We start from the raw sequence: 20,820 nt of genomic DNA, 5'->3' as shown, positions 1-20,820 counted from the left end.
CAAGCCTAACTTTATTATGATATAATCTGAATAGGTCATTAGACCATAATACGTGATCGGTTTGGGGCAAAGCCACGTTCTTCTGTAAAGGAACACATGGCTTATTGTTCCTTTTTAAAGGCTGAGAGAACATAAATAAGGCTGATGATAGCCACCACTGTTTCAGCTATATAAAGACCACGATAGTCGAAGATATGCGCCACCGTTCCCGCTAATACCGCAACGAGCAGACCGCTTACATGACTAATAACAATTTGTATAGTGAAGTCTGTCCCTTCTCTACCAGGACGTACGCATCGCATGGCTGTAGTGTAAAGAACCACAGTTGCCAATCCGTAACAAGCTTGGATATAAATGATTCCAATGACAAATGCTGTCTTGTTAAAGTCGGCAAAAGTCATTGCAAGGAAGTAGATAGGTGCTAAAATAATAAGTCCTGCAATGATAATACGAGCCTTATAAATTCCGATTCGACGTATAAGCACTCCAGAAAACCACGCCATAACGAAGGAAGCAGCAGTTCCTACGATACCAGTAAGGAATCCTATCTCCTTCATATCGTATCCCTTATCAACGAGGTAAGGACGCAACATAGAAAGAATACCGATGATTCCCATATAATACAGCAGCAAGAAACCTATCTGTGGCCATATCTCCTTACGTCCAAAGAAGCTAAAGATGTCAGTCCACTTGGCACGCTCTCTTGGTTTCTCATTCTCTATCTTGATATGAGGATTAAACATTAAAGGAATAATCATCATACAAACAAACAAGGCTAAGCAGGGTACTACAACATTCCAGCCATAGCTTTTCAGTAAGATAAGCAAGACTCCTCCACCAATAACAGCACCTCCGAAAGCTCCCATAGACTGCATACTATTAAGCATACTATGGTCGTGCTTCTTAAAAGAAAGGATGGCAAGCGCATCTGTAGCAATGTCTTGCGTAGCCGAAGCAAGCATAGAGATAAACGCCAGAATGACTACAAGCATGATTTCCGAACGCACATTAATCAGCCCTGTGGCTAAGAGTGCAACGGCATATATCAACTCTGTAGCGATAATCGTACGTTTGTAGTCACGCACTGTTACGCAGTGGCGGTCAACAAAAGGCGACCATAAGAACTTTATCGTCCATGGAACTCGGACAAGGTTTAGCAACCCAATGGTTGCAAGACTATATTGTCCTTCCCTCATGATAACCTGTAAGGCTGTCATAAGAAAGGATGACGGTACCATCTGTGCAATATATAGACAGAAGAACGTACCAAAGCTTAGTTTCTTTGATGAAATGCTGTTGAACATGTAGTGAATTATATAAGTAGAGCATCGTGTTACATATCATGAGAAAGGACTTTAGGAGAAGTGAGCTGAATTAGCTGCAGCATCCTTTTTCTCCTACCCTTAATCCTCTCCTTAGAATGTCATGCTGAGGGAAGTACCAAAGGTAAGAGGCTTACCCTTCTGTGCATAGTTACCAGTTGACATCTTGAAACTGTATGCTATATAGTCAGTTCCTGTCAGATTCTTACCCCATAAATCCCATGTGAATATACCTTTTGTGATACTAACCTTTGCATTAAGCGTCCCATAGAAGTTCTGGCGAACGACATTGTCATCAGCCCAATAGATACGACCGAGCCCTGTTAAGCCAGCATTAACGACAATCTTATCAAACCAACCCGCCTGCAAAACGGTGTAAGTTCCATCTATTGAGAGCGTGTGGTTAGGCACCATTGGAAGTCTATTACCCGAGAAATCTTCTGTAGCACTCTTCTTATATTCCAAGTAACGAGCGTGGGTGTAACCATAGTTCAGACTAAACTGTAAACTCTTTATTGGATGATAAGCAAATGAAAGTTCGAATCCTTTACTATCCGTATGTCCTGCATTCGCAATTAGATTACCCACAGCAGGAACAGTATAGGTAGTCTGCATGTGTCGCCAATCAATGTAGAAAAGATCTGCTTCAGCAGTCAATCGTCCATTCAAGAACTTCAATCGCGCCCCTACCTCATAATTCCAGCTGTATTCTGGGTCGTATGCACGCTCTGCATCGGTCTTAAAGATAGTATTAAATCCACCTGGCTTATAACCACGAGTGACACTCGCATAGTAGAGATTGTCCCTGTTTGTAAGATATTGAAGCGTAAACTTAGGGGTGAACTGACGGAAGTTAGCACTACTAACAAAGTTCTTTACATGTGCATTAGCACCTGTTGTTAACGTTACCTTATCTTGATTGTAGTCTATCTTCGCATGCTCATAATCGAATCGTAAACCAACAGTTGCCGATAAACCCCTCCATATATTATAAGAACTCTGGTGATAGATTGCATAGCCTGCTGTAGGGTTCTTATAAGAAGTTGGAGTCGAGAAATCCTTTGTATAATAGCTTGTTTCTATAAAGGGGTCAGAATGGAGTAGCATACCAAACATACCAATAATCCACTGGTAACGACCTTTATCATTCGATTTCAAGGTTAGCTCTTGTGAAAGCATATTCTGATGATAACTATTATCAGCATAGAAGAGGTCCTTTGGTGTGAAATCTTGGTCTATCCCCTGATGTGATTTGATGAATTGATAAGATGTCTGACTATTGAAACTAATACGACTATTCTCATATCGAGCATTAAGACCTGTTGTTGAAATCAGACGTTTGTAAGTGCTATTGCGGTTATAACTAATAGGTGATAACGCATCTTTCGTCAGGTCGTATGGTGCATATGGATAACCATTCTGCTTACTATGAGTAAGCGTACTATTGAGATGAATAAGCCAATTCATGGTTGGTCGCCAGTAAAGTCCGAGTCGTCCTTCAACCTCATTCACCTTATCTGCCTTATTATTCAGGAACTGATTGATGAACATACCATCATTATGATGATAAGAAATAGCACTCGACAAACCAAGTTTATCAGTCAGCTTAGAATAGTTAGAAGCTTGTGCTACAACATCGTTATACATTCCATAGCCTACTTTTATACGCGTCTTCTGATAATCAAGAGGGTCATGTGTGTAGACATTGATAACACCTGCTATAGTGTTACGGCCGTATAAGGTTCCTTGCGGACCTCGAAACACATCTACAGCAGCAATATCACTAAGGTCAATATTAAATGCTGACGACTCAAAATGAGGCACACCATCTACATAAAAACCCACGGCAGAACCCTTCGTCTTTGCTCCAATACCACGAATAAAGATAGGTGTGTTAGCATATGAACCATAGTCGGGCATGTAAAAGTTAGGCATTACTGCCGTTAATTCCTTCAAGTTCACAATTTGTTGGTTCAGTAATTGCTGACTGTTAATGGTTGAAACTGCAATAGAAGTTAGGTTTCTTTTGTTCTGCTTGAAGTCAGTAACAACTACTTCGTTAAGTGATACATCTTTGTTCACTACTGAGTCTGGAGTCACTCCATCTACCCTGCTGATAGCAAGGGATGCAAATAATAAGGTATTTAACATAAAGATGGCTTTTTGTTAATGTTTTTGTGTTGCAAAGGTACAGATAATGACTTTTCTGAACAATCCTCATTTATAAGGAAATTAAATATTACCACTAAAAAGAATAAAAGCTAATTATCAGCACAAAACAGCAATTTGATATGCTTTCTTTTGTGTTTTTTGCAGGTTTTTATTTTCAAATATAAAGGAAAAAGTGTATCTTTGCATACTATAAGAACAATCGAAAGAAAATGGCAGAAAATCCAGAAAACGAGAATAATTACTCCGCCAGTAACATCCAGGTATTAGAAGGCTTGGAGGCAGTACGCAAGCGTCCTGCTATGTACATTGGTGACATTAGTGAGAAGGGACTCCATCACTTGATTAACGAGACCGTCGATAATTCTATCGACGAAGCAATGGCTGGCTACTGTCAGAACATTGAGGTTACAATCAACGAGGACAACTCCATTACCGTTGAGGATGATGGTCGTGGTATCCCTGTTGACATGCACGAAAAACTTCACAAGAGCGCCCTTGAGGTTGTTATGACCGTTCTCCACGCTGGTGGTAAGTTCGACAAGGGTTCGTATAAAGTCAGCGGTGGTTTGCATGGTGTGGGTGTTAGTTGTGTAAATGCACTCTCTACACACATGAAGTCACAGGTGTTCCGTGATGGTAAAATCTACCAGCAGGAGTATGAGAAGGGTAAGCCTCTCTATCCTGTAAAGGTTGTTGGTGAGACTGATAAGACTGGTACACGTCAACAGTTCTGGCCAGACCCAGAGATTTTCACCACTACAGTTTACCAATGGGCTATTGTAGCACGTCGTATGCGCGAGTTGGCTTATCTGAATGCTGGTATCAAGATTACGCTTTCTGACCTTCGTCCAGACCCTGAGACAGGCAAGACACGTACTGAGGTCTTCCATGCTAAGGATGGTTTGAAGGAGTTCGTTCGATACGTTGACCGCCATCGTCAGCATCTCTTCGATGATGTTATCTATCTCAAGACAGAGAAGCAGAACATTCCAATCGAGGTGGCTGTGATGTACAACACTGATTATACAGAGAATATCCACTCATACGTCAACAATATCAACACTATCGAGGGTGGTACTCACTTGCAGGGATTCCGTGCTGCATTGACTCGTACACTGAAGACATACGCTGACAATGACCCACAGATTTCTAAGCAGTTGGAGAAAGCTAAGATTGAGATTGCTGGTGAAGACTTCCGCGAAGGCTTGACAGCTGTTATCTCTATCAAGGTTGCAGAGCCACAGTTTGAGGGTCAAACAAAGACTAAACTCGGTAACAGCGAGGTCTCAGGTGCCGTTCAGCAGGCTGTTGGTGAGGCACTGACCGATTATCTTGAGGAGCATCCTAACGAGGCAAAGATGATTTGTAACAAGGTTATCCTTGCAGCTACTGCTCGTGTTGCAGCCCGTAAGGCACGCGAAAGCGTACAGCGTAAGAACGTGATGAGCGGTGGTGGCTTGCCTGGTAAGTTGGCAGACTGTTCTAACAAGGACCCAAAAGACTGCGAAATCTTCCTTGTCGAGGGTGATTCTGCGGGTGGTTCAGCTAAGCAGGGACGTGACCGTTATACACAGGCTATCCTCCCTCTCCGTGGTAAGATTCTGAATGTAGAGAAGGTTCAGCGTCATCGTGTATTCGAGGCTGAGTCTGTTATGAATATCATTCAGTCTATCGGCGTACGCTTTGGCGTTGAGGGAGAAGGCGACTTTGAGGCTAACACCGATAAACTTCGCTATGACAAGATTATCATCATGACCGATGCCGACGTCGATGGTTCTCACATCGACACACTGATTATGACGCTTTTCTATCGTTATATGCCAAAGGTTATCGAGCAGGGACACCTATATATCGCTACACCTCCACTCTATAAGTGTACTTATAAGAAGGTAAACGAATACTGCTATACCGAGCAACAGCGTCAGGCTTTCATTGATAAGTACGCTAATGGTGCTGAAGATGCAAAGGCTATCCACACACAGCGATACAAAGGTCTTGGTGAGATGAACCCAGAGCAGCTTTGGGAGACAACTATGGACCCAAAGACACGACTCTTGAAACAGGTAACTATCGAGAATGCTGCTGATGCAGATGAGATTTTCTCTATGCTGATGGGCGATGATGTTGAGCCTCGTCGTGAGTTCATCGAGAAGAATGCGACCTATGCTAACATTGATGCATAAGCTTTTCTAAGCAGATTAAACACAGCTTCTAAAGCTGAAAACATAAAGAGACTCCCTTTCTCACAAAACGAGAAAGGGAGTTTTTATTTTCTCCTAATTATCACCTATAATCGCTTATTATCGTCTATATCCCTATGAATATTGTTCTTTTTCCCACATAAACTTTTCGGAAAAAGAAATAAATGAGTATATTTGCAACTTCAAAACAATAGGAAAATGAACAAAAAGATAAGGCTCCTCGAAGTTAATGTAGCACAAGCAAAAGCTGTCTATCCAGAAGGTAAATTTATTGATAACGACCTTATACTCTTCGAGGATATCACGCAAGTACCACTTCCTACCAATCCTTCTCGTATGAAGTCTCTCTTCCTTGCCCTCTGTACCAGCGGTCATGCACAATATACTGTTGATACAAAGATGCACGAGGTGGGTGCTGGAGACGTCATCATCATCAGTGAGAAACAGGTAGTTGCCGACTATATGCTCTCACGTGATTGTAAGGGTATCGCCCTCATCCTGTCTTATGACTTCTTTCAGAACATTGTAAGCGGAGTTCACGAACTATCAGCTCTCTTCCTCTTTGCCCGTACCCATCCTGTTTTCCACCTTGATAACAATCAGGCGAAGGCATTAGAAAACGACATTCAGCATATCAAGGAGAAGATTATTGATACTGGTCATCGCTTCCGTCGTGAGTTAGTTATGACAATGCTAAAGGCACTTATCATCGATATGAGTGATATCATCTATCGCTTCCAACAAGTTGGAGAAGCAGGACAGACACGTGCTGAAGCTATCTTCCGCGACTTCATTCAGACTGTAGAGAAGAACTATCGTATGGAAAGGCGTGTCAGTTGGTACGCACAACAACTGTGTATCACATCTAAATATCTCTCTGAAACCGTGCGTACTGTCAGCAGACGAACACCAAGTGATTGGATTGACTCCTACGTTACACGTGAGTTACGCGTGATGCTTAGAAACAGTACGATGAGTATTAAGCAGATTGCTGATGAGCTAAACTTCGCCAATCAGAGTTTTATGGGTAAATACTTTAAGGAACATGTGGGCATGAGTCCTTCGCAGTTTAGGAAGAGTTAACGAGTTGTAAAGCGAAATTTGCCTTATTAGCCCAATGAGGCATATTGGGCTAATACGGCTAACAAAACTATTAGAACAAATAGTCCAGCATCAATTAACCCAACAACTGCTCAGCTACCTCGCACAATTCATCATACCACTCCTTACCAAATCTACGCGTAAGGGGTTCCTTCAAAAACTTATAAAGGGGAAGATTCAGTTCTTCTCCTTTTTTTCTTGCATCAGCACAGATGCGCCAGTGATGGTAATTAATACCACAAGTACCATTCCCAAAGTCTTTCACTCGAACTGGATACAACGAACAAGAAATAGGTTTTACGAAGCCTGTCTTGCCATTACGGTAGGAACGTTCCAACGCGCAAAGACAACAACCATCCTCATAACAAGTGAAGACACAGTCCTTACCACCAACGATACTCGTCACCAAATCGCCCTCTTCATCGGTGTAAGCGACACCCTGTTTATCTATGACTGCCTGCCCAGAAGCTGACAAATCACCCCAAACAGTATCAAGGACATTCTCTATCTCCATCGTCTCGTCCAATGTCACGGGTGCACCAGCATCTCCCTCAATGCAGCACTGACCATGACATTTATCAAGGTCGCAACAGAACTTCACATTGATTATATCTGGTGAGACAAGCACATCTCCCACCATGAATATATGATCATACGTATTACCCATCTTTCTTAACGCTAAATTATTTCATTTCTAACTATGTCTTGCCGTTCGCTCAACAGCATCTTCTCACTAAAATGGAACTCCCTTCCAATTTATTTTCACGTAAATAATTCCCTCCTAACATGATTTTAGAGTGTCAAAGAGCTTTGACTATTATGCTACTCTTATTAGAGTAATTAGGCTAATACGCCACATAAGCCTAATAACAACTAACTTGTCAACCCCTAAACTCGCCAACTTGCCTACTTACCATTCAATAGGCTGTGCGCCACAAGCGGTTAAGTAGGCATTACAACGAGAGAACTGGTGCTGCCCAAACCATCCACCACGATTAGCAGAGCGTCGCGAAGGGTGTACACTTTCTATGACACAATGTCGCTGCTGGTCGATCAGTGCCTTCTTACTACGCGCAAAAACGCCCCAAAGCATAAAGACTAAGTTCTCTCGACCATCACTTAGTGCCTTGATAGCTGCATCAGTAAAGGTTCCCCACCCTAATCGCTGGTGACTATTAGCGACGTGTGCTCGAACGGTAAGTGTAGCATTCAACAGGAGAACTCCTTGCTCTGCCCATCGTGTTAAGTCGCCAGACTGATGAATCGCTGTACCCAAGTCAGCTGCAATCTCCTTATAGATATTCTGCAATGATGGGGGAAGCTGTACTCCCTCAGGTACGGAGAAACTCAGTCCCATAGCCTGACCAGGATTAAAATAAGGGTCCTGCCCCATAATGACAACCTTTACCTTATCAAAAGGACAAAGATTAAAGGCATTGAAAATCTTATCTTCTGGCGGATAGCAAGTCTCATTCTCATACTCCTCTTGCACCTTATCTACCAATTCCCTGTAGTAGCGTTTATCCATTTCGCCTTTCAGCTTTTCACGCCACGACTTTTCTAAAATCCATTCCATTGCTATTGATTATCACTACCACTCTATAGGCTGTGCGCCACAAGCGGTTAAGTAGGCATTACAACGTGAGAACTGATGCTGCCCAAACCAGCCTCCACGGTTAGCAGAGAGTGGCGAAGGGTGTACACTCTCTATAACACAGTGTCGCTGTTGGTCAATCAGTGCCTTCTTACTACGCGCAAAACCGCCCCAAAGCATAAAGACTAAGTTCTCTCGTCCATCACTAAGCGCCTTAATAGCTGCATCGGTAAAGGTTCCCCACCCTAACCGTTGATGACTATTGGCAACATGTGCACGAACGGTAAGTGTTGCATTCAACAAGAGAACTCCCTGCTCTGCCCAACGTGTTAAGTTGCCTGACTGACGGATAGGGGCACCCAAATCTGCCGCAATCTCCTTATAGATATTCTGTAATGAAGGTGGAAGCTGTACCCCATCAGGTACGGAGAAGCTTAATCCCATCGCCTGACCAGGCTCATGATAAGGGTCTTGCCCAATAATCACAACCCTCACCTTGTCAAAAGGACAAAGATTAAAGGCATTGAATATCAAGTTTCCTGGAGGATAACAAGGGAAATGTGCATACTCTTGTTTCACCTGTTCAACCAACTGCTGGAAGTAAGGTTTCTCAAACTCTCCACTCAGTTGCTGTGCCCACGATGGTTCTATCTTTACACTCATAGCTATGATTGTTATCTGCTAATACGATAAGAATAAAGCAAAGTTATAATTTATCGCATCTTATCACATGCAGTTTTGTTACTACAAAAGTACGATAAAGTTCTGATAACAACAAAAAAGTCGTGCCTTTCGACACGACTTTCTTATTTTTAAAGCTAAACTATTACTTCTTCTTTGGCTGAGCCTGCTTCTTGCAGCAGCTACCAGCCTGTGCCTTCTTGCAGTCCTTCTTTGCCTTGTCGCAAGCCTTAGCAGACTTATCGCAAGCCTTTTCCTGCTTCTTGCAGCAGCTACCTGCCTGCTTATCACAAGCCTTCTCAGCTTTCTCATCACAAGCCTTACCTGCCTTATCGCACTGCTTGCCCTTCTCTACCTGCTCATTTGGAGCCTTATCACACTTCTTTGAACACTGGCTCTGTGCCTGTGCACTAAGTGAACATACGCTAAATGCTACTACAAATGATAATGCTATTTTCTTAAAATCCATAATCTTTTACTGTTTAAAAATTACACATTAATATCTTTAAAACTCGGAAAGGATATAATCCCTTATGGGCGCAAAGGTAATGAAAAAAGAAGTTTCAACTGCAAAAAAGATTCATTCTGTTTGTAAATTTTAGATTTATTAAAACCTACATATTTGTTTAGTGAATTTATGTAAACTACAGTTTTAATCGCTCTTTTTCCCTACCAACAAACAAAAAGAGGTTCTTCCGTTAAATGCGTAGACACTTTTTGTATTGCTTTAAAGGAAAAAATGAAGTTACTCATTAAACAAAAACATAGCTAAGACAGTCAAGTATCTATCCTATTATCATCCTCTAACATTGAAAACCATTTCATTTAAGACTTCGAAAATCTGCAGACAAGCGTTTGAAAAATCATTACACAAATTCTAACGAAACATCCATAAATAACGGCAAAATCACATACAAAAAGTAGGTTTGTAATTAGCAGGAAATCAATTAGTTATAAAGTAGTAAAGTAAAAGGTGCTTAATTGGACTTCAAAAGGGCGTTAGTTAGAGGCTTAAAGGGCATCTTTTGCAAGTCAATTGGGCGTCTTTAAGAAGCTAAAAGAGCATGTATTGGTTTTGAATTGCATGAAAATAAATTACAAAACTCGACTAATGAGGGAGTAAGTTGTATGTAGAAAGCAGATAGACATCGCACCTAATTATATTTATCATGTAGTTTATCCCCCGTTCTTAAACCATCCAATAGGGGGTAAGCATACTGGTGTTGGGTGATGGTTGTTGGGTGTTGAGCCTTTATAAAACTATATTATTGGAGGAAATCATACCCTATATGTAGATTAATCTCATTCTATTAACAATCTACGCTTTTAACGGAAGAACACAAAAAGAGCCGTGAATGAACACGACTCTTTTATCTACAATTAAATAATTGTTTCTATTTAAGCAAATTATTTCTCCTTCTTAAAGAACGCTTTAACCTTCGCCTTGTCCTTGTTATAAGTGTTCTTGATTTTCTGTCCGTCCTTAGCAAGACCTTGCTTAACCTTTTTTACGCCAGCTTTAACCTTCGCCTTGTCCTTACGATATGCGTTTCTTACTTTCTGCTTATCCTTAGCAACACCCTGCTTTACCTTTGCCTCATCCTTACGATAAGTATTCTTTACTTTCTGCTCATCTTTAGCAAGACCGTTCTCAGCCTTCTTAACATCAGCATTGAACTTTGCCTTATCATCCTGATAAACCTTATTTACTTTCTCCTTGTCCTTAGCAAGGTCTGTCTTAACTCTCTGCTTGTCTGCGTTGAGCTTTGCTTTCTCAGTAGTTTCAGCCTTCTTAACGGCAGCACCTACCTTCTGTGCATCAGCGTTTAACTTAGCTTTCTCCACACCTTCTGCATGTTTAACATCAGCACCAACCTTCTTTGCCAACGTGTCAACACGCTGCATGATAGTCTCATGAGGCTTTTCTGTATTGTTGGTCTGTGCTTGTGTGCTGAGAGAAGAGAGTCCTGCAAGGGCTACTAATGATAATAATAACTTACGATTCTTCATTGTCTTTAATCTTAAAAATTAATACTAATACCTATATAATATTAGAATCGAAATACGACTCACGGCAGCAAAGGTAATAAAAAACAAATCCCAAAAGCCATAAAAGACCTTTGGGATTCGCCTAATTTAATATAATTAACCTTTGATTAATCTGTAATAAGATTTTCACCTGTCATATCTGCTGGCTGTTCTAAGCCCATAATATGAAGGATTGAAGGAGCAACATCAGCCAAACGACCATTCTTCACTGTTGCAGAATTGTTGTTTGTAACATAGATGAATGGTACTGGGTTGAGTGAGTGAGCAGTGTTTGGACTGCCATCCTCATTGATTGCGTTGTCTGCATTACCATGGTCAGCGATGATGATTGTCTCATAATCGTTAGCCTTCGCAGCCTCAACAACCTCCTTAACACACTGGTCAACTGCCCATACAGCCTTTGCAATGGCATTATAAACACCTGTATGACCTACCATATCACCATTAGCAAAGTTCACAACGATGAAGTCATACTCCTGTGTATTGATAGCACCAACAAGTTTATCCTTCACCTCGAAGGCACTCATCTCTGGCTGCAAGTCATATGTCGCAACCTTTGGAGAAGGAACCAAGATACGATCTTCACCCTCATAAGGCTGCTCACGACCACCATTGAAGAAGAAGGTTACGTGTGCATACTTCTCTGTCTCGGCTGTATGAAGCTGCTTCTTACCGAGCTTGCTGAGGTATTCACCTAATGTATCCATTACGTTCTCCTTAGGGAAGAGAACATTCACGTTCTTAAAGTTTGCATCATATGGAGTCATACAGTAGAACTGCAGATCCTTAATTGTATGCATACCTTCCTCTGGGAGGTCCTGCTGTGTGAGCACAGATGTCAACTCCTTAGCACGGTCGTTACGGAAGTTAATGAAGATAACTACGTCACCCTCCTCAATCTTACCATTCACAGAAGAGTTTGTGATAGGCTTGATAAACTCGTCTGTCACACCTTCTGCATAGCTTGCCTCAACCGCCTTAACCATGTCAGTAGCCTGTACGCCCTTACCCTCAACGAGCAAGTCGTATGCTTCTTTCACACGATTCCAACGTTTGTCACGGTCCATTGCATAGAAACGACCAACGACTGAAGCGATATGTGCATCATTTGCATCGCAAACCTTCTGAATCTCAGCAACGAAACCAGCACCACTCTTTGGGTCTGTATCACGTCCGTCCATAAAACAATGAACGTAAACGTCCTTAAGGTTATACTCCTTACCAATCTCGATAAACTTGAAGAGATGATCAAGTGAAGAGTGAACACCACCCGTAGAGGTCAGACCCATCAAGTGAAGTTTCTTACCATTCTTCTGTGCATAGCTATATGCATCAATAATACCTTGGTTCTTCAAGATGTCACCGCTCTGACAAGCTTTGTTAATCTTAACGAGGTCCTGATAAACAATACGACCTGCACCTATATTCAAGTGACCAACCTCAGAGTTACCCATCTGACCATCTGGCAGACCTACATCCTCACCTGATGCCTGCAACTCAGAGTGTGCACTAACTGCGTTCAAATAATCTAAGTATGGAGTTGGTGTGTTATAGATTACATCACCCTTACCATGCTTACCGTTACCCCATCCATCAAGGATCATCAATAAAGCTTTCTTTGCCATAATTATTCCTTTATTTTTGTTATTATCTTCGTTTATTACCTATTATTATTTTTGTTACTGCAAAGGTACGATAAAAGAATAAGATGGGTGCAAAAAGCCATTGGAATTTTAAGGTAGAGACCGACAGAATCTTAAGTATTGTTTTATCCAAACCTACACTGTATTACTTAAAAGCATAATCCCACTTAACAGTAGATTATAAATTATGCCGATTTCATCGGTATTATCTCCTACAACGTGGCTTTATCTCCTCACAAAATTATCTATATCAAAAAAACAAGACTGCCTATTAAACTATTATTCATTCTTATCTCAACTGAAATTCTACAGCCTTTACCATCCACAAACATTTCTTCGTTCGATCCCTCCATTTCCATTTTGGCATTAACTTTAAAACACGTAGAACTTCCTTGTCAATCAATGGGTCTACAGAACGCACAATAGAAAAATGATCACACTTTCCTTTGGGGTTAATACAGAACTTTACTACCACCCTCCCCTGTATACAATTTTCCTGTAAAGAAGGTGGATAATGAAAGTTGGAAAAGATGAACTCATTAAAATCTCATGGAAAGAATGGGAATTCTTTTAGGACAAACACGGTGTCATGCCGAGCTTTTTTAGAATTTTCTGGTAAGGTAATAGCCTTCATATTAGACCTATTCTCCTGTTGGAATTTCATCTGGCTACTATTCGTAGCATGAATACTACCTACCGTCATCAAGTTTAAAAAGAATATAATCAGAAACTTCTTCATCCTAATCATATACGTTTAAAGATTCATTTTCTTCTATATAAGTAAATAAACACCGATGAATACGCTCTATTTTAGTGATTCATTAGCGCCTTTACTATCTTCTATAACAATAACTTTCATATCCTCATTGCATGTTTTAACCAATCTATTGATGCTGCGCACATGTGGTGCTAAGCATCAACACGAAATGTGTTAAGGGTCAACACCAAATGTGCTAAGGGTTAATAGCGATATTGATAACGATAAAACGGCTTACAAAAGGTGATAACAACACGAGCAATTTGGGCTTATAATAATCTGAAGGTGACAGGTACAAGTTGCCAAACTCCTTGCTTCGGTCGTCTTTCCCACTTCCATGCAGGCATAAGTTTGAGTACTCTGAGTGCCTCTCGGTCAAGGTATGGGTCTACAGAACGCATAACCCTAAACAGGCAGCAACAACCTGAAGGGGTCACAAAGAACTTTATTACGACTCTTCCCGAGATTGTGTTTTCTGCCAATTCAGGAGGATACTGAAGATGTGCCGCTATAAATTCTAAGATATCACCAGGGAACGAAGGTTTTAATCCCTCGACAGTTTCGAACATCTTTGCACCTAAGGTATCCACATTCAATGTATCGCAAACAGGCGAAGTACTTGGTTCTCCACAACAAGGACGTTCAAAACATTCCTTTTTCTTCGGTTTCATCGACATTTTCGGCTTCTGCGCATTGACATTACCAACAGCAAACAAACTTACTAATAGGACTAACAACAATTTCTTTATCATGACAATATACTTTTAAAGTTGACTTTTTTGCTTCTTAAATCTAACAGGCAAAACAAACCAAGTCCCACCCTTAGCCGTTGAATCCACATTCCACTTCGGCATTAACTTCAATACCCTTAACGCCTCTGTATCAAAAGCAGGACTCAACGAACGAAGTATCTTGAACTGAGAACAAGTGCCGTCACGTTCTATATAAAACTGAACAATCACCTTTCCTTCAACTTTTTTGTTCTTACGACCGGCTGGCCATACAAGGTGAGCACGAAGGAATTGTTGGATATTACCTGGGAAAGATGGTATTGGAGGAATACAACAGATAATCTTCTCGGGCATTTCTTTTTTCACTCCTAAGGTATCGATTGTATCTTTCCGAACCTCATTTTCATAAGGTTTCATCGACATCTTTTCCTGTTGAGCATTAATAGTTCCTGCCATACAGATACTAAGTGACATTGCAAACAATATTCGTTTCATCTTATAAACCTTTCATTTTATTCTCCTTTATGGCTACTAAACGCATCCTTTCGAGAGATTATTATAAACAAACTCCTCACTTTGAAGAGTCTTGTGAACATTCTTAAATTAAAACCTGCGCCAACGCTTAAACGCAATCACGTCGCCGCAGGTTTATGAAATGCAAATGACATATATTGGAACTTATTGTCGATGCAAAGGTAAAGAAGAATATAATGTAATGCAATAGCCACTTTAGTGTTGACACAGAAACTGCAAAACAGCATCTGATTGTCAACAACTTACACATAAACAGACTAATCCTTTGACACAATAAAGCATCTAAATGTTCCCTCGTTTTCGCACTTTACCGAGCCTTAAGATAGCTTTTCATCCCCTTTCCTCTCACCCTAATTTGGCAATACGCAGTAGAATGTGTATCTTTGCAAATATGAAGAAAAGACCGATTTTATTACTGATTACTCTTTTGACTTTGCTTTCATGCAGCCAAAGAAAACTGCCTAACTATCCTGCAACAGACGAAGGAATCACTCGGATGAGGCTCGATAGTGCTGCTTTCTTCATGGCTAAACATGACACAAGGAATGCGATGTATCAGCTAAAATCGGCAGAAAAGCACCTTTTCAACGTAACGGAAGACTCTTTGAAGTTTGCTACATACTATCGTATTGCTCTATTGAATGCCCAAAATGGTGCTTATAAATTGGCACTTGACTACTTCGACCATACTGCTCGCTATGCAAATGATAGTAAGAAGAGTCACAGGTTGACGGATATTTACCTCGGTAAAGCCTCTGTTTTCAACCAAATCGGACAACGTGACTCTGCCCTGTTGTACGTAAAGAAGGCTGAATCCTTCAAGCCTCGTATTCGTAAAGACCAAGAGCAGAGTATTAATCAACTAAGAACACGCATTGAAAAACATCAAATTTTATCGGTTTCACCGGAGAAAGATATTGAGATTATACAGATACAAGACCGTTATGAAGTGGCTATCGCACAACGTAAAGCCTTGCAACTTCAACTCTATATAGCTTATCTTGTTATCGTCTTGATACTCCTTACATCTGGTATCGTAGTATGGTTCCGCCGTCGTATGCGCCAACAGCTACATACCTATCGCAGACAACAAGAGATGACAGAGCAGAATATTCAGCAGTTGCTCCGACGAAAAGATGCAACGATAGATGAGATGAAGGCTGAAGTTGACAGTAAAATCAATGAGTTAGAACAGTTGAAACAGAAAACTCCTATACACAACGGAGATTCAAAAACAGCCGATTCCATCGAACAAACTAAGTTGGGAATAGACGCGCTCTATACCATTCTAAAAGGTGGAAATATCTCACAGATGGGTAAACGTGAACAGCAGGCTCTCAACGCTATTATGCCTAACTTCGATTACGACCTTGCCTATATCCTCAATAATCCCCGCTATGCGTTCACTCCTAAGGAGACATTCTACTATATAATGGAACACAACAGGATGACCGACGAGCAGAAAGCTGACGCCTTCTGTTGTACGTCACAAGCCATTAGATCGATTAAAAGTAGATTGAAAAAGAAGATGGAAAAGTCACAAGAAGAACTTTCTAAAGCAGATATAGAACTTGCAGCAGAGGATAAATCAGCCTTATACTTAACACAACTTCATCATTAACTTGTAATGGACAAAGGTACACAGGTGACTATTTGATGAAGGTAGGTTTGATGGTCCTCTCAGCCAACGAGGGTTCAAGTAGAGTCCTCGAGCTGACTGCAGAGTAAGCCTTTCTTATTCTTTAGATAGGTATTATTCCCATGCAGAGTAGAAATCTATAATCGCAATAATGTAAGTGTGTATGTGGCTTATCACGAATCATAATTAAAAAGAAGAATATTTAATGATGAGTAAGTTATCGGTAATTCTATGGTTATTATTGTTTGCGACAACATGTGTTGGGCAAGATAATTTAGGTAATAATAGTGACAAGGATTCTTTAAGATATAAGCGATTTGATATTGAGGAGTATAAGAGGTTAGCAAGAAAAAGTCCTACAGCTTATCGTATACGCAAAGAAGGAAAGTTGGGTGAGCTTATAGAATTAAGAGATGAATACGAAAAAAACTCCTTTGCTGGCTTTCGGGAGTCTCATACATATAGAGACTCTCCATACGAATATATCTATCTGTATAACACAGTGGGAAATATAACGGCATATTGGGCATATCTTTACCAAATGCCAGTAGGTAAAGGATATCAATTCGATGGTCATGGACATGAAGTAAAATGTGTAGATTATGATTTGCCTTATAAGTTTAGTATAGATTCATTAAAAGTAAAAATGTTGCACCAATATGGTATTAATCTCATGGATAAGAAGGAAGTGTTTAGTGTAAGACGTTATGAAGAACGAACGTATATTAAGCGGCCGATTTATATAGTCTGTGCTCATTGGAAAGATAATAGGAATGACATTTATCTTATTGACGGGATTAATGGAGAGACATTATATATCCAAAAGGCTGTTGAAACAATTCGGGATGATTGTCCTACTGATTGGAAGAGCATAGAGGAATTATATCACGACTCTAAGAGTTCCTCGTCAATACCAATGCAGCAATAATGTTATTGGGTTGTATTTCCTAATAAAAGAATAAGTTATGGGTATATTTGATTATTTCTTTAGCCATGCTAAACAGAAGCAAGATAAAGCTATTAGGGATAAAATAAAGAATAGGAAATTCTTTAGCAAGATGTTGATAGAAATCGCGAAAAATAAAGGTGAAACCGAGAGATTAATATTGGAAGCGAATACCAACAAAAGGTTAGATACCGTATACTTACATTGGTCATTAGGGGAACAGTACATCTCTGAAATAGAAATAAGGTATTCTATGGATGCGAATATGACGGAATTAAAACGAATATATTCAAATTCTTTGGAGTATTTTATAACGGGTCTTGCTATTGAAGACCCAATATATTTTGAAATCCTGAAACGAGTTTCGTTAGGTATTCTACTAAATGTTTCCTGTGCAGAGTTTCAGCAGCTTATTGATTATGTGGAACGGGTAGATAATCAGGCAGAGCCAGCTGATTGGACTCCAGACCTTTTACTCTGGTTTATGCTGAACTCTCGAATGGGCGAAGATGAGAAACAAACGCATGCAAACAAGCTTGCCTTCCCTAAATTGTATAAAGGGCTTTTCAAATTAACACAGTTGTCTGATGCGCAAGCAGCGAAGAAAGCTTTGATAGATTACATCGGGAAATGGTATAACTTGAATAAGGATGCCCCTTGGTATAATAATCATTTGAAAACAAGCAGTTATCGTGGTTACTGGGCTTGGGAGGTCGCAGCCGTAGCAAAGATACTGCAGATAGATGATTCCGACCTAAAGGATAATCCATATTATCCTTATGACATGGTACATTGGGAAGAAGACGATACAACTAACGATGAGTAATAATGATCAGATACTGCTTTCACCTTGTAATATACGAAGCAGTAGACTTTTCTAAATTAGGAAGTGATAGCATCTATTATGGTCAGAATATAGTACATAATATTACAAAAATAGTTTTATTTTCTTTTGCTGTTATATCTAACACTTCGTGTAAGTCCACTGTAAATTAACAACTTAGATGGCTCTGATGAATGACAGATATGACAGGAAACTTTATTTGGAGTTATTGCTTTCCCATAAACAGAGAATGTCTATCATTCTAAAGTGGTACTTCACTTTCAATAAGAATGATAGACATTATCGTAGACGATAAGCGGGGAAGAAATTACTTCCTTTCTGTCAATGGTCGTTGACTGGAGGGAGTTGGTACATTCATCTCTTCGAGTCTCTCGGCAGCATATTCTCCCATCATCTTATACCCTTTAGGGTTAGGGTGCAACCAGTCGCCAATCTGGCAGTCTTTGCGTAGTCTGTCGGGTGATGACGGATCACGCATGAGCGTATCAAAGTCGATGAAACCGTCGATTTCATGGTTTGTTCTTATCCATTCGTTTACCGTCTTACGTGCTGCATCACGTGCCTCTGTAAAGTAACCTTTGCAGCCATTAAAAGGAGTTATTGTCCCCATATAGACCTTCAAGCCACGCTGGCGAGCCTTCTTAATCATCACTTGATAGGCTTCTATCAACTGGCGAGCAGTTTTTTCTGGATTGGTTGACGTACCGATATCATTAATAGCCTCGAAAATGATTACTGCACGAAGTCCTCTTTGTCCCAAGATATCACGATCGAAACGTTCCTTTCCTGGCTGTCCTAAACCCACAGAGAGGATACGATTATCTCCAATACCAAGATTCAACACACCCGTTTTCGGACTCTTCGACTCATGTTCTCCATTCAGTACGGCAGACATAAAATCAGGCCAGCGGTCTTGTGCATTTGTCACACAACCCTTTCCATCGGTAATACTATTACCAAGGATAGCCACACTGGAAGCAGAGGCATCAAGAACATCAATAGCAGAAATATTAAACCAATGGTCCTCTTTGAAAGCTGTTGAGAAATCAGTATTAGCATTTGTCACACCACGTAATATATAAGATGTAGTACGCGAACCCATGTGAACAGTAGGTTCTTTTGGTGCTTTAAGATAGTTAATCGTAATTGACAAACGTTCCAATGGTTGTAAATCGAATTTCAACGCATCTGAAAATGCAGCCTTACCAGCAGGTATCGTTACCCGACGTTTATTATTAAAACGGAGATACTTAGCTGAATTCTTCTGTATCTCTGCCCCCTCTCCAGCCTTTGCAATATAAACGCTGGCAATCTCAACAGGCTCCGAAGACAGTTCATTACTCAACTGCAAACGAATAACAGGGCCACCGATACTCACCTTCACGACCTGTCGTACGGAGCGATTCGTCATTTGGTTATTATAAGGCATAAAACCCTTATCAACTGTCTGTGGCGCACAAGCCCATGTACCTACCCAACGTTCTTGCTGTGCATAAGCGTTGAATGTGATAAAAAACAATAAAACGAATAAAATCTTACGTGTAAACATTGTCCTGAATTTTAAAACCTCCCAAACCTCTCGCATTATCTCTAACTAAAAGAGAACATATTTCTATTAATGGAAGGTTAATGATAAATAATGATAGTTTGCAATGAATAATAGAACAAAGAATGAACTTCCTACTTCTGCAATAGTTGGTTTGACGAATCAATAAGACTTTCTATTTCTGCTCTCAGATATGCCTTAAAACCATCACCCTCTATGATTTCTATATCTTTAAAGAGTCCGAGAACGAAACGACCTAAACCACGATAATCGCATACTTCTATATCTAAAAGCCACGAGCCATCCGCATTCGGAGTAATATAATGCGCCCCTTGTGGATATTCTTCCTTAAAGAGATTGTGGGATAACTGTCCTAAACGTAACTTCACACGATATCGTTCCTCACTACTAAACATAAAGATATCCGTAAACACCTGCCTATGCTTGTCTTCATGTAACCACGATGTATCCAGTATCTCCACACTCGTCATGCGAGAAATCTTAAATGTCTTATTTTGTTTTGACACCAATTCATGACAGCGTACATCCTCATTATTATGCAACAAAAGGAAAGGCTCTACAAGACGATCCTTAACAGAGTGACTATGTGGACTTGAATAACCAATTAAACGTACCGTCTTCTTCTCTGCCATGGCCTTGCGTAGCAGTTTCAGGTTACTCTCCATTTGGCGACGAATGGGTGACTCTGCAGACACAGAGAAGTTATAAGAACTTTCCAACTTCTGCCTTAGCTGGTTCACCATCTCACTATCATTACCTGCCATTGTCAGTACACTATGTATCGTCTTCACATCCTTATCTGTAAACTGAATCGTCTGTAACAGCTGTGTGAAGAAAGGAGAGCGACGATCAATATGATAATAGCCCTGATTCTTAAATACGATAAAACCTGCATGCTTGATGAAGTCGAGTAGGTAATAGAAATTCCTACGCGACAAGTTCATCCGCCCACACAGCTCTTCAACCGTATAATTGCGTCCATCAGACAATAGAATCAAGAGTTCTAACTGCTTCTTTAATTTATCGAATCTCATTCTTA

18 protein-coding genes are annotated in these 20,820 nt (G+C 40.4%); 5 read left to right on the top strand and 13 right to left on the bottom strand.

Translation table 11 applies throughout. The features are described 5' to 3' along the window. Positions 1-101 precede the first annotated feature (101 nt). Both HMPREF0659_RS01005 and HMPREF0659_RS01000 read right to left on the bottom strand, forming a co-directional pair. A complete protein-coding gene (locus HMPREF0659_RS01005) occupies positions 102-1,304 on the bottom strand; it encodes an MFS transporter (RefSeq protein WP_013263851.1) in 1,203 nt (400 codons plus the stop codon). Between the two features lie 111 nt (positions 1,305-1,415). After that, positions 1,416-3,473 carry a TonB-dependent receptor gene (locus HMPREF0659_RS01000; protein ID WP_013264815.1) on the bottom strand — a complete coding sequence of 686 codons (2,058 nt, stop codon included), beginning with the start codon at positions 3,471-3,473 and terminating at the stop codon, positions 1,416-1,418. 230 nt (positions 3,474-3,703) lie between these two features. On the opposite strand from HMPREF0659_RS01000, the gene gyrB reads away from it, so the two are divergent. Further along, positions 3,704-5,677, top strand: coding sequence for a DNA topoisomerase (ATP-hydrolyzing) subunit B (gyrB, locus tag HMPREF0659_RS00995; protein ID WP_013264759.1), 1,974 nt, complete (start codon positions 3,704-3,706; stop codon positions 5,675-5,677). Between the two features lie 216 nt (positions 5,678-5,893). Further along, a complete protein-coding gene (locus tag HMPREF0659_RS00990) occupies positions 5,894-6,778 on the top strand; it encodes an AraC family transcriptional regulator (RefSeq protein WP_013264747.1) in 885 nt (294 codons plus the stop codon). 94 nt (positions 6,779-6,872) lie between these two features. Here HMPREF0659_RS00990 and HMPREF0659_RS00985 read toward each other — a convergent pair whose 3' ends face one another. The 9 genes from HMPREF0659_RS00985 to HMPREF0659_RS00945 form a co-directional block, all read right to left on the bottom strand. After that, positions 6,873-7,463, bottom strand: a complete 591-nt coding sequence (locus tag HMPREF0659_RS00985; protein ID WP_013264358.1) for a DUF3109 family protein — start codon at positions 7,461-7,463, stop codon at positions 6,873-6,875. Between the two features lie 243 nt (positions 7,464-7,706). Further along, entirely contained in the window at positions 7,707-8,372 is a 666-nt protein-coding gene (locus tag HMPREF0659_RS00980; protein WP_013263876.1) for a uracil-DNA glycosylase, read from the bottom strand. A gap of 15 nt (positions 8,373-8,387) precedes the next feature. Next, entirely contained in the window at positions 8,388-9,053 is a 666-nt protein-coding gene (locus HMPREF0659_RS00975) for a uracil-DNA glycosylase (protein WP_013264191.1), read from the bottom strand. Positions 9,054-9,216: 163 nt separating this feature from the next. Then, the gene (locus tag HMPREF0659_RS00970) at positions 9,217-9,540 is read right to left on the bottom strand and encodes a hypothetical protein (protein WP_044045803.1); all 324 of its coding nucleotides are present in this window, start codon (positions 9,538-9,540) and stop codon (positions 9,217-9,219) included. Between the two features lie 938 nt (positions 9,541-10,478). Then, positions 10,479-11,081 carry a hypothetical protein gene (locus tag HMPREF0659_RS00965; protein WP_013264394.1) on the bottom strand — a complete coding sequence of 201 codons (603 nt, stop codon included), beginning with the start codon at positions 11,079-11,081 and terminating at the stop codon, positions 10,479-10,481. 146 nt (positions 11,082-11,227) lie between these two features. Continuing rightward, positions 11,228-12,745, bottom strand: a complete 1,518-nt coding sequence (gpmI, locus tag HMPREF0659_RS00960; RefSeq protein WP_013263837.1) for a 2,3-bisphosphoglycerate-independent phosphoglycerate mutase — start codon at positions 12,743-12,745, stop codon at positions 11,228-11,230. A 307-nt stretch (positions 12,746-13,052) separates the two neighbouring features. Next, entirely contained in the window at positions 13,053-13,295 is a 243-nt protein-coding gene (locus HMPREF0659_RS13005; protein WP_081439532.1) for an energy transducer TonB, read from the bottom strand. A gap of 494 nt (positions 13,296-13,789) precedes the next feature. Continuing rightward, a complete protein-coding gene (locus HMPREF0659_RS00950; RefSeq protein ID WP_013264064.1) occupies positions 13,790-14,272 on the bottom strand; it encodes an energy transducer TonB in 483 nt (160 codons plus the stop codon). A gap of 12 nt (positions 14,273-14,284) precedes the next feature. Further along, a complete protein-coding gene (locus HMPREF0659_RS00945) occupies positions 14,285-14,746 on the bottom strand; it encodes an energy transducer TonB (RefSeq protein ID WP_013264745.1) in 462 nt (153 codons plus the stop codon). Between the two features lie 412 nt (positions 14,747-15,158). Here HMPREF0659_RS00945 and HMPREF0659_RS00940 point away from each other — a divergent pair, with 412 nt between their 5' ends. From HMPREF0659_RS00940 to HMPREF0659_RS00930, 3 genes are all read left to right on the top strand, one after another. Then, a complete protein-coding gene (locus HMPREF0659_RS00940) occupies positions 15,159-16,406 on the top strand; it encodes a hypothetical protein (RefSeq protein WP_013263817.1) in 1,248 nt (415 codons plus the stop codon). 223 nt (positions 16,407-16,629) lie between these two features. Further along, positions 16,630-17,352, top strand: coding sequence for a hypothetical protein (locus HMPREF0659_RS00935; RefSeq protein ID WP_013264608.1), 723 nt, complete (start codon positions 16,630-16,632; stop codon positions 17,350-17,352). 37 nt (positions 17,353-17,389) lie between these two features. Then, a complete protein-coding gene (locus HMPREF0659_RS00930; RefSeq protein ID WP_013264797.1) occupies positions 17,390-18,196 on the top strand; it encodes a PoNe immunity protein domain-containing protein in 807 nt (268 codons plus the stop codon). Between the two features lie 325 nt (positions 18,197-18,521). Here HMPREF0659_RS00930 and HMPREF0659_RS00925 read toward each other — a convergent pair whose 3' ends face one another. After that, complete coding sequence (locus HMPREF0659_RS00925) at positions 18,522-19,763, bottom strand: SGNH/GDSL hydrolase family protein (RefSeq protein WP_013264304.1); 1,242 nt, start codon at positions 19,761-19,763, stop codon at positions 18,522-18,524. Between the two features lie 131 nt (positions 19,764-19,894). Next, the gene (locus HMPREF0659_RS00920; protein ID WP_044045801.1) at positions 19,895-20,815 is read right to left on the bottom strand and encodes a helix-turn-helix transcriptional regulator; all 921 of its coding nucleotides are present in this window, start codon (positions 20,813-20,815) and stop codon (positions 19,895-19,897) included. Positions 20,816-20,820 lie beyond the last annotated feature (5 nt).

Source organism: Prevotella melaninogenica ATCC 25845 (genome assembly GCF_000144405.1).
GTDB lineage: Bacteria > Bacteroidota > Bacteroidia > Bacteroidales > Bacteroidaceae > Prevotella > Prevotella melaninogenica.
The sequence above is the reverse complement of the archived record's forward strand: the minus strand, read 5'-3'. Positions and strand labels throughout refer to the sequence as shown.